This window comes from Bacillus sp. JJ1503, assembly GCF_036965125.1.
Classification (GTDB): Bacteria; Bacillota; Bacilli; order Bacillales; family Cytobacillaceae; genus Cytobacillus.
Genome location: NZ_JBALOZ010000446.1, coordinates 1,164 through 1,452, shown reverse-complemented (window position 1 = coordinate 1,452; position 289 = coordinate 1,164). Strand labels below are relative to the sequence as shown.

Annotated in this window: 1 pseudogene; it reads right to left on the bottom strand. The window is 32.5% G+C overall.

Annotated elements, in window-relative coordinates:
• Positions 1–289: pseudogene (locus tag V7149_RS24865) on the bottom strand (DUF2269 domain-containing protein); the annotation flags it as partial.

The following is a 289-nucleotide window of genomic DNA, read 5'->3' as shown; positions in this document are numbered from 1 at the left end:
ACAAAAATTCCAACGATTGTTTGAATAATGTAAAGAACAAATTTAACACCAACCCATCTATGCTTGAAAAACCCCCAGTTAGTAAAAAATCCGTATGTGAATCCCACTAGTAAAGTTCCAATCGCACCCCATCTGACAATATTATCGCTAATTATGATAATGTTTTTATAGCCAAGGTAAGATTCATCATACTTTGTGAAATCAATATGAAGATTTAAAGCTACAGAACTCAAAATTCCTCCGAAAAATAATACTACAAGAAAAACGTGGATAATCTTCAGCCACTTCA